This is a genomic window from Streptomyces sp. NPDC058157, assembly GCF_042884105.1.
In the GTDB taxonomy this organism is placed as follows: domain Bacteria; phylum Actinomycetota; class Actinomycetes; order Streptomycetales; family Streptomycetaceae; genus Streptomyces.
In genome coordinates this window covers 33,146-41,774 of the sequence record NZ_JBHVUQ010000012.1, presented here as the reverse complement: position 1 = coordinate 41,774, position 8,629 = coordinate 33,146, and the positions used below count along the sequence as shown (strand labels likewise).

Here is an 8,629-nt window from a genome sequence, read left to right as displayed (position 1 = left end):
CGCCGGGTGAGGACGTGGTCCTCACCGACGGGCGGGGCCGCTGGACGGAGGGCGTGGTCAAGGCGGCCGAGGGCAAGGACCGCCTGGTGGTCATGGACCTGAACGCGATCGAGGAGGAGCCGGAGCCGGCCGTGCGGATCACCGTGGTGCAGGCCCTGCCCAAGGGCGACCGGGGCGAGGTCGCCGTGGAGACGATGACGGAGACCGGCGTCGACGCCATCGTGCCGTGGCAGGCCTCGCGGTGCATCACCCAGTGGCGCGGCGACCGCGGGGCCAAGTCCCTGGCCAAGTGGCGGTCCACCGCCCGGGAGTCGGGCAAGCAGTCGCGGCGGGTCCGCTTCCCGGAGGTCGGCGAGGCGCTGTCCACGAAGCAGGTGGCCGCGCTGCTGGCCGGCGCCGACCTGGCGATGGTGCTGCACGAGGACCGCGAGGCGGCCTCGGAGCCGCTGGCGACGGCCGCGCTGCCGGAGTCGGGCTCGGTGGTGCTGGTGGTCGGCCCCGAGGGCGGGGTCTCCCCGGAGGAACTGGCCGCCTTCGCGGAGGCGGGCGCCCGCCCGTACCGCCTGGGCCGCTCGGTCCTGCGCACCTCGACGGCGGGCACGGCGGCCACCGCCGTCCTGCTGGCGCGCACCGGCCGCTGGTCGTAGCGCCGTCGAACCCCGCTCGGCCGCCGGGCCGGGCGGGGGGCCGGGCCGGTAGCATGCGGCGACCGATCAACATCACGGGAGGCGGCCATGGCCGGGGAACCGCAGGCGGACTGCCTGTTCTGCAAGATCGTCGAGGGGAAGATCCCCGCGACCGTGGTCCGGGAGACCGAAACCACCCTGGCCTTCCGGGACATCAACCCGCAGGCACCGACCCACGTGCTGGTCATCCCGAAGGTGCACCACCCCGACGCCGCCTCCCTCGCCGCCGCCGAGCCGGCCGTGATCGCCGACATACTGCGTGAGGCCGGGGAGATCGCAGCCGAGGAGAAGATCGCCGACCACGGCTACCGGGTCGTGTTCAACACCGGCGCCGGCGCGGGCCAGACCGTCTTCCACGCCCACCTGCACGTCCTGGGAGGCCGCGGCCTCCAGTGGCCCCCCGGGTAGCGGTCCGTGTCCGTACGCGAGTTCGTGGTCCTCGGCACCGCCAGCCAGGTACCCACCCGGCACCGCAACCACAACGGCTACCTGCTGCGCTGGGACGGCGAGGGCATCCTCTTCGACCCCGGCGAGGGCACGCAGCGCCAGATGCTGCGGGCCGGTGTCGCGGCCCACGACATCGACCGGATCTGCGTCACCCACTTCCACGGTGACCACAGCCTCGGCCTGGCCGGGGTGATCCAGCGGATCAACCTCGACCAGGTCCCGCACCCCGTGACCGCGCACTACCCGGCCTCCGGGCAGAAGTTCTTCGACCGGCTGCGGTACGCGACCGCCTACCGGGAGACGGTGCGGCTGCGGGAGGAGCCGGTGGCGCGGGACGGGGTGCTCGCGCAGGGCCCCTCGTACGTCCTGGAGGCCCGGCGGCTGTCGCACCCGGTGGAGTCCTTCGGCTACCGGCTCACCGAGCCGGACGGGCGCCGGATGCGGCCGGAGCTGCTCGCGCGGCACGGGATCAAGGGCCCGGACGTCGGGCGGATCCAGCGCGAGGGGCGGCTGGGGGAGGTCACCCTGGACGAGGTCAGCGAGCACCGGGCCGGGCAGCGGTTCGCCTTCGTCATGGACACCCGGCTGTGCCCGGGGGTGACCGAGCTGGCCGAGGGCTGCGACATGCTGGTCATCGAGTCCACGTTCCTCGACGCGGACCGGGCGCTCGCGGAGGACCACGGCCACCTCACCGCCGGGCAGGCGGCGGGCGTGGCGCGGGACGCCGGGGTCCGGCACCTGGTGCTGACGCACTTCTCGCAGCGCTACTCCGACCCCTCGGAGTTCGAACGGGAGGCTCGGGCGGCGGGGTTCGAGGGGGAGCTGACCGTCGCGGCCGACCTCTCCCGGATCGCCCTGCCGAAGCGCTAGGCGGGCGGTGCGGGCGGTGCGGGCGGCGCACCAGCCGGGCGAGGGCCGGAGGAGAGTCCGGCTCAGGTGAGGTGCGTCACACTGGGTTCGGCTCCTGGGTCCGGGGTGAACCCTCCAGCCCTCCAGCCGACCGCAGAAACGACACTTCAACGGGGAGTACACCGTGACCAGTCGGGACAGCCGCACCAGCCGCCCCGGAGCGCTCGACGACCTCGACGACCTCGACCCGCTCGGCCCGCTGCGCGACCCCCGAGAGCCGGGCTGCGACGTCTTCCTGACCGGCACGGTCTTCCTCGACATCATCTTCACCGGCCTCGACTCCGCCCCCGTCCGCGGGACCGAGTCCTGGGCGCGCGGCATGGGCTCCAGCCCCGGCGGCGTCGCCAACATGGCCACCGCCCTGGCCCGCCTGGGCCTGCGCACCTCCCTCGCCGCCGCCTTCGGTGACGACCACTACGGCGAGTACTGCTGGGACGCCTTGGAGCAGGGCGAGGGCATCGACCTGTCCATGTCCCGCACGGTCCCCGGCTGGCACAGCCCCGTCACCGTCTCCATGGCCTACGAGGGCGAGCGCACGATGGTCTCCCACGGCCACGAGGCCCCACCCCCGGCCGGTCCCGGCCCCTTCCCCTGGTGTCCGCCGAGGACCCGGGCCGCCGTCGCCTCGCTCACCGCCGACCGGCGCGAGGACTGGATCGGCGAGGCGGCCCGCCGCGGCTCGCGGGTCTTCGCCGACGTCGGCTGGGACGACACCGGCCGCTGGGAGCTCGGCTCCCTGACCGACCTGGAGCACTGCGAGGCCTTCCTGCCCAACGCCGGCGAGGCCATGCGCTACACCCGCACCGACTGTCCCCGCGCCGCGGCCCGGGCACTGGCGGAGAAGGTGCCGGTCGCGGTGGTGACGATGGGCTCGGAGGGCTCGTACGCCGTGGACTCCCGCACGGGCGAGACGGCGGAGGTCCCCGCGATCACCGTCGACGCCCTGGACCCGACCGGGGCCGGGGACGTGTACGTGGCCGGGTTCGTCACCGGCAGCCTCGCGGGATGGCCGCTGGCGGACCGGCTGGCCTTCGCCGGCCTGACCGCCGCCCTCTCGGTGCAGGAGTTCGGCGGCTCCCTCTCCGCCCCGGGCTGGTCCGAGGTGGCCCACTGGTGGCGCACCGCCCCCGAGGAGCTGCGCGGCCGCTACGCCTTCCTCGACGCCCTCGTCCCACCCGGCGCCGGCCCCTGCTCCCGCCGCCGGGCCGTCCCCACCATCGGCTTCCGCACCCCCTAGTCCGCGGGCCGGAAAACCCCTCGGGAACGGTCCGGGGTGGACGTACCCTTGGTACTCCGGAGGCCGTCGATCGGCGCGGCCCCTCAGCGGGAGGTATGCGCAGGCCACAGTGCCGGCCCATGACTCAGACACCGACAGCCCACAGCCCCGTTCCGGGTCAGGCGCGAGCCCATTTCACCGTTCCGGCGAAGCACCCCATGGTGACCGTCCTCGGTTCGGGCGACGCGCTGCTGCGCGTGATCGAGAAGGCCTTCCCGAGGGCCGACATCCACGTGCGGGGCAACCAGGTCAGCGCGGTCGGGGAAGCGGCGGAAGTCGCTCTCGTCCAGCGCCTGTTCGACGAGATGATGCTGGTGCTCCGCACCGGGCAGCCGATGACGGAGGACGCAGTGGAACGCTCGATCGCCATGCTCAAGGCGAACGGCAGCGACGCCGAGGGGCGCCCGCTGGAGACCCCGGCGGAGGTGCTCACCCAGAACATCCTCTCCAGCCGCGGCCGCACCATCCGCCCCAAGACCCTCAACCAGAAGCGGTACGTCGACGCGATCGACAAGAACACGATCGTCTTCGGCATCGGCCCCGCCGGTACCGGCAAGACCTACCTCGCCATGGCCAAGGCCGTGCAGGCCCTGCTGTCCAAGCAGGTCAGCCGGATCATCCTGACCCGGCCCGCCGTCGAGGCGGGGGAGCGGCTCGGCTTCCTGCCGGGCACCCTCTTCGACAAGATCGACCCGTACCTGCGCCCGCTCTACGACGCCCTGCACGACATGATGGACCCCGACTCCATTCCCCGCCTGATGGCCGCCGGCACCATCGAGGTCGCGCCGCTGGCATACATGAGGGGTCGCACCCTGAACGACGCCTTCGTCGTCCTCGACGAGGCGCAGAACACCAGCCCCGAGCAGATGAAGATGTTCCTGACCCGCCTCGGGTTCGACACGAAGATCGTCATCACCGGTGACGTCACCCAGGTCGACCTCCCGAACGGCGCCAGGAGCGGTCTGCGCCAGGTCCAGGAGATCCTCGAAGGGGTGCCGGACATCCACTTCTCGCGGCTCACCTCCGAGGATGTCGTCCGGCACAAGCTGATCGGCCGTATCGTCGACGCGTACGAGAAGTACGACGACAGCCAGGCGGCCCGGGAGACCGGAACCGCCCGGAACGGCAACCAGCGGAAGTAGAACCCAGCGCACCATGTCGATCGACGTCAACAACGAGTCCGGAACCGAAGTCGACGAGCAGGCGATCCTCGACATTGCCCGCTACGCGCTCACCCGGATGCGGATCCACCCGCTCTCCGAGCTCTCCGTCATCGTCGTCGACGAGGACGCGATGGAGCAGCTCCACATCCAGTGGATGGACCTGCCCGGACCCACCGACGTCATGTCCTTCCCGATGGACGAGCTGCGGCCGCCGTCGAAGGACGACGAGGAGCCCCCGCAGGGGCTCCTCGGTGACATCGTCCTGTGCCCCGAGGTGGCGAAGAAGCAGGGCGAGGACGCCCCCACGCAGCACTCCATGGACGAGGAGCTCCAGCTCCTGACCGTCCACGGGGTGCTGCACCTGCTCGGGTACGACCACGAGGAGCCGGACGAGAAGGCCGAGATGTTCGGTCTCCAGGCGGCCATCGTCGACGGCTGGCGCGGTGAGCGCGGGCTGACCGGTCCCTCCCCGGCCCCGACCGTCTCGTGACCGGCGCCTACCAGCTGATCACCGGGGCGGTCCTGCTGACCGTGGTGGCCTGGTTCGCGGCCTGCGCCGAGTCCGGGATCGCCCGCGTCTCCAGCTTCCGCGCCGACCAGGCCGTACGGGAGGGCCGGCGCGGCAGCGCCAAGCTGGCCCAGGTCGCCGGCGACCCCACCCGCTACGTCAACGTGGCCCTGCTGGTGCGCGTCACCTGCGAGATGGCGGCGGGCGTGCTCGTCACGTACGTCTGCCTCGACGCGTTCGGGGAGAACTGGACCGCCCTGCTGGTGGCCATCGCCGTGATGGTGCTGGTCTCGTTCGTGGCGGTGGGCGTCTCCCCCCGTACGATCGGCCGCCAGCACCCGCTGAACACGGCGACGGCGGCCGCGTACGTCCTCGTCCCGCTGGCCCGGATCATGGGGCCGATCCCGCAGCTGCTGATCCTCATCGGCAACGCCCTCACCCCGGGCAAGGGCTTCCGCAAGGGGCCCTTCGCCTCCGAGGCCGAGCTGCGCGCGATGGTGGACCTCGCGGAGGCGGAGTCGCTGATCGAGGACGAGGAGCGCCGGATGGTGCACTCGGTCTTCGAGCTCGGCGACACGCTGGTGCGCGAGGTGATGGTGCCGCGCACCGACCTCGTCTGCATCGAGCGCTACAAGACCATCCGCCAGGCGACCACCCTCGCCCTGCGTTCCGGTTTCTCCCGGATCCCGGTCACCGGGGAGAACGAGGACGACATCGTCGGCATGGTCTACCTCAAGGACCTCGTCCGCCGCACCCACATCAACCGTGAGGCCGAGAGCGACCTGGTCTCCACGGTGATGCGGCCGGCGGTCTTCGTGCCCGACACCAAGAACGCCGGGGACCTGCTGCGCGAGATGCAGTCGGTGCGCAACCACGTGGCCGTCGTCATCGACGAGTACGGCGGTACGGCCGGCATCGTCACCATCGAGGACATCCTGGAGGAGATCGTCGGCGAGATCACCGACGAGTACGACCGGGAGCTCCCGCCCGTCGAGGAGCTCGGCGACGACCGCTACCGGGTCACCGCGCGCCTGGACATCACCGACCTCGGAGAGCTGTTCGGGGCGCTGGCCTTCGACGACGAGGACGTGGAGACCGTCGGCGGTCTGCTGGCCAAGGCCCTGGGCCGGGTGCCGATCGCCGGGGCCTCGGCGGTGGTGGACCTGCCGGACGGGCGTCCGCTGCGGCTGACGGCCGAATCCCCGGCGGGCCGCCGGAACAAGATCGTCACGGTCCTCGTGGAGCCGGTGGTTCCGGAGGCCGTCGAGGGGGAGGAGGGGGAATGACCCCGGCGGAGCTGCGCGCGTTCTGTCTGAGTTTCAACGCGGCGGTGGAGGAGTTCCCCTTCACCCCCGAGACCTCGGTGTTCAAGGTGCTGGGCAAGATGTTCGCGCTGTCGGCGCTGGACGGCGAGCCGCTGAAGGTCAACCTCAAGTGCGAGCCGGAGGCGGCGGTGCGGCTGCGCGAGCAGCACGCCGCGATCGTGCCCGGCTGGCACATGAACAAGCGGCACTGGAACACCGTGTCGGTCGGGGAGCTGCCGGACGCGCTGGTGCGCGAGCTGGTGGAGGACTCGTACGACCTGGTCGTGGCCGGCCTGCCGAGGGCCGAGCGGCTGCGGCTGGACCGGCCTTAAGTCCTGGCCGGCTCACGGGCGAAGGTTAGGGTCGAAGGTCATATGGGTTCGGGACCTTCGGATCGCAGGGCTCGGCCGTTTCGCTGTTTAGGTTTGTCCTGCGCCCCGGGGGGAGGCGTGACGGGGGAACCGCCCCGGCGGGGTCGTTGCACGGCCCCGCCGGAGCGCTCCCTATGCTTTCGCCTATGACCGAGAGCAGCGTGGGCGCGGGGATCGACCCCGAGGACAGCAAGATCATCACCCTGGCGCGCAGCGCCCGGGCGCGCAACGGGGTCCCCGAGGGGGCGGCGGTCCGCGACGAGACCGGCCGCACCTACGTCGCCGGGACCGTGGAGCTGGACTCCCTCAAGCTCAGCGCGCTCCAGACGGCCGTCGCGATGGCGGTGGCCAGCGGCGCCCGCTCCCTGGAGGCGGCGGCCGTGGTCAGCGCGGCCGACGCCCCGGCCGAGGCCGACCGCGCGGCGGTCCGCGACCTCGGCGGCCCGGCCACCCCGGTCCTGCTCGCCGGCCCGGACGGCACCCTGAAGTCCACCACCCCCGCCGGGGCCTGAACCCCCTCCGCGCCGCCCGCCGCGTCCGGGCGGCGCGGTCCTGCGGCCCTGGTCCCGCGAAGGCGGTGGCTCAGACGGCGGCCGGAGCCGTGGCGGCCCCCGCCGGGCGGCGGCGGATCACCATCGCCATCAGCGCCGCCACCGCGCACAGCGCGCCCGAGGCGTACCAGACCAGGTCGTACGAGCCGAGCGCGTCCCGGGCCACCCCGCCGAGGTAGGCCACCAGCGCCGCCCCCACCTGGTGCGAGGCCAGCACCCAGCCGAAGACGATGGCGCCGTCCTGTCCGTAGTGCTCCCGGCACAGGGCGATGGTCGGCGGTACCGTCGCGACCCAGTCCAGGCCGTAGAAGACGATGAACAGCACCATCGGCGGGTGCACGGCCGGCGCCAGCAGCACCGGCAGGAACATCAGCGACACCCCGCGCAGGGCGTAGTACACCGCCAGCAGGCGGCGGGCCTCGAACCGGTCGGTGAACCAGCCGGAGGCGATGGTGCCCAGCACGTCGAACACCCCGATCACCGCGAGCAGTCCGGCGGCGGCCGTCACCGGCATGCCGTGGTCGTGGGCGGCCGGGGTGAAGTGGGTGCGGACCAGTCCGTTCGTCGAGGCCCCGCAGATCGCGAAGGTGCCCGCCAGCAGCCAGAACGGCCCCGTCCGGGCCGCGCGGAAGAGCACGGCCACCGCCCGCCGCGCCGCACCCTGGACCGGCGCGGGCTTGGGCACGTAGGCGCCCCCGTACGGGGCGAGGCCCACGTCCGCCGGGTGGTCGCGCAGCAGCAGCCACACGAAGGGGACGACGGACAGGGCCGCCAGCGCCACGGTGACCGAGGCCGGCCGCCAGCCGTGGTGCTCCACCAGCCAGGACAGCAGCGGCAGGAAGATCAGCTGCCCGGAGGCGCCGGCGGCGGTGAGGATGCCCGTGACGAGTCCGCGCCGGGCGGTGAACCAGCGGTTGGTCACCGTCGCCGCGAAGGCGAGCGCCATGGAACCGCTGCCCAGGCCCACGAGCACGCCCCAGAACAGCACCAGCTGCCAGGACGCGGTCATCCACACGGTGGCCAGCGAGCCGCCCGCGATCACGGTCAGGGCGAGCGCGACGACCTTCCGGATGCCGAACCGGTCCATCAGGGCGGCGGCGAAGGGGGCGGTGAGCCCGTAGAGGGCGAGGTTCACGGAGACCGCGAAGCCGATGGTCCCGCGCGACCAGTCGAACTCCTGGTGCAGCGGCTCGATGAGCAGTCCGGGCAGGGAGGCGAAGGCGGCGGCGCCGATGATCGTCACGAAGGCGACGGCCGCGGCGAACCAGGCCCGGTGGATGCGGCCGGGCTCGCGGGGCGCCGCGGGGGCGGTGTCCCGGGTGCTGGAGGTGGGTGCTGTCTGCGTCACCCCGACAGCTTCCGGCCGGCGGGTCCCGTACGACAGTGGCCTGACCGACATGGTTCGATACGATCG

Annotated in this window: 10 protein-coding genes; 9 read left to right on the top strand and 1 reads right to left on the bottom strand. The window is 72.8% G+C overall.

Going from position 1 to position 8,629, the window contains the following annotated elements; translation table 11 throughout:
- From ACFVXK_RS05355 to ACFVXK_RS05315, 9 genes are all read left to right on the top strand, one after another.
- Window positions 1–647: 16S rRNA (uracil(1498)-N(3))-methyltransferase (locus tag ACFVXK_RS05355; protein ID WP_389610189.1), on the top strand; the 647-nt coding region annotated here is incomplete at its 5' end.
- 87 nt (window positions 648–734) lie between these two features.
- Window positions 735–1,094, top strand: coding sequence for a histidine triad nucleotide-binding protein (locus ACFVXK_RS05350; protein WP_389610188.1), 360 nt, complete (start codon window positions 735–737; stop codon window positions 1,092–1,094).
- 6 nt (window positions 1,095–1,100) lie between these two features.
- A complete protein-coding gene (locus ACFVXK_RS05345; protein ID WP_389610187.1) occupies window positions 1,101–2,003 on the top strand; it encodes a ribonuclease Z in 903 nt (300 codons plus the stop codon).
- Between the two features lie 163 nt (window positions 2,004–2,166).
- Window positions 2,167–3,279 carry a carbohydrate kinase family protein gene (locus tag ACFVXK_RS05340; protein WP_389610186.1) on the top strand — a complete coding sequence of 371 codons (1,113 nt, stop codon included), beginning with the start codon at window positions 2,167–2,169 and terminating at the stop codon, window positions 3,277–3,279.
- 119 nt (window positions 3,280–3,398) lie between these two features.
- Window positions 3,399–4,460, top strand: a complete 1,062-nt coding sequence (locus ACFVXK_RS05335) for a PhoH family protein (protein WP_389610185.1) — start codon at window positions 3,399–3,401, stop codon at window positions 4,458–4,460.
- 13 nt (window positions 4,461–4,473) lie between these two features.
- Window positions 4,474–4,971, top strand: coding sequence for an rRNA maturation RNase YbeY (ybeY, locus tag ACFVXK_RS05330; RefSeq protein ID WP_358892971.1), 498 nt, complete (start codon window positions 4,474–4,476; stop codon window positions 4,969–4,971).
- Complete coding sequence (locus ACFVXK_RS05325) at window positions 4,968–6,275, top strand: hemolysin family protein (protein WP_389610184.1); 1,308 nt, start codon at window positions 4,968–4,970, stop codon at window positions 6,273–6,275. Before ybeY ends, ACFVXK_RS05325 begins: the two co-directional genes overlap by 4 nt.
- A complete protein-coding gene (locus ACFVXK_RS05320) occupies window positions 6,272–6,625 on the top strand; it encodes an MmcQ/YjbR family DNA-binding protein (protein WP_389610183.1) in 354 nt (117 codons plus the stop codon). Before ACFVXK_RS05325 ends, ACFVXK_RS05320 begins: the two co-directional genes overlap by 4 nt.
- Before the next feature lie 173 nt (window positions 6,626–6,798).
- Complete coding sequence (locus ACFVXK_RS05315; RefSeq protein ID WP_389610182.1) at window positions 6,799–7,176, top strand: cytidine deaminase; 378 nt, start codon at window positions 6,799–6,801, stop codon at window positions 7,174–7,176.
- A gap of 70 nt (window positions 7,177–7,246) precedes the next feature.
- On the opposite strand, the gene ACFVXK_RS05310 is transcribed toward ACFVXK_RS05315, so the two are convergent.
- Complete coding sequence (locus ACFVXK_RS05310; RefSeq protein ID WP_389610181.1) at window positions 7,247–8,614, bottom strand: MFS transporter; 1,368 nt, start codon at window positions 8,612–8,614, stop codon at window positions 7,247–7,249.
- Window positions 8,615–8,629: the final 15 nt, after the last annotated feature.

Excerpts from the sequence above, each read along its gene's own strand:
- ACFVXK_RS05350 (WP_389610188.1), top strand. The coding sequence starts at position 735 with ATGGCCGGGGAACCGCAGGCGGACTGCCTGTTCTGCAAGATCGTCGAG.
- ACFVXK_RS05335 (WP_389610185.1), top strand. The coding sequence starts at position 3,399 with ATGACTCAGACACCGACAGCCCACAGCCCCGTTCCGGGTCAGGCGCGA.
- ybeY (WP_358892971.1), top strand. The coding sequence starts at position 4,474 with ATGTCGATCGACGTCAACAACGAGTCCGGAACCGAAGTCGACGAGCAG.
- ACFVXK_RS05320 (WP_389610183.1), top strand. The coding sequence starts at position 6,272 with ATGACCCCGGCGGAGCTGCGCGCGTTCTGTCTGAGTTTCAACGCGGCG.
- ACFVXK_RS05315 (WP_389610182.1), top strand. The coding sequence starts at position 6,799 with ATGCTTTCGCCTATGACCGAGAGCAGCGTGGGCGCGGGGATCGACCCC.
- ACFVXK_RS05310 (WP_389610181.1), bottom strand. The coding sequence starts at position 8,614 with ATGTCGGTCAGGCCACTGTCGTACGGGACCCGCCGGCCGGAAGCTGTC.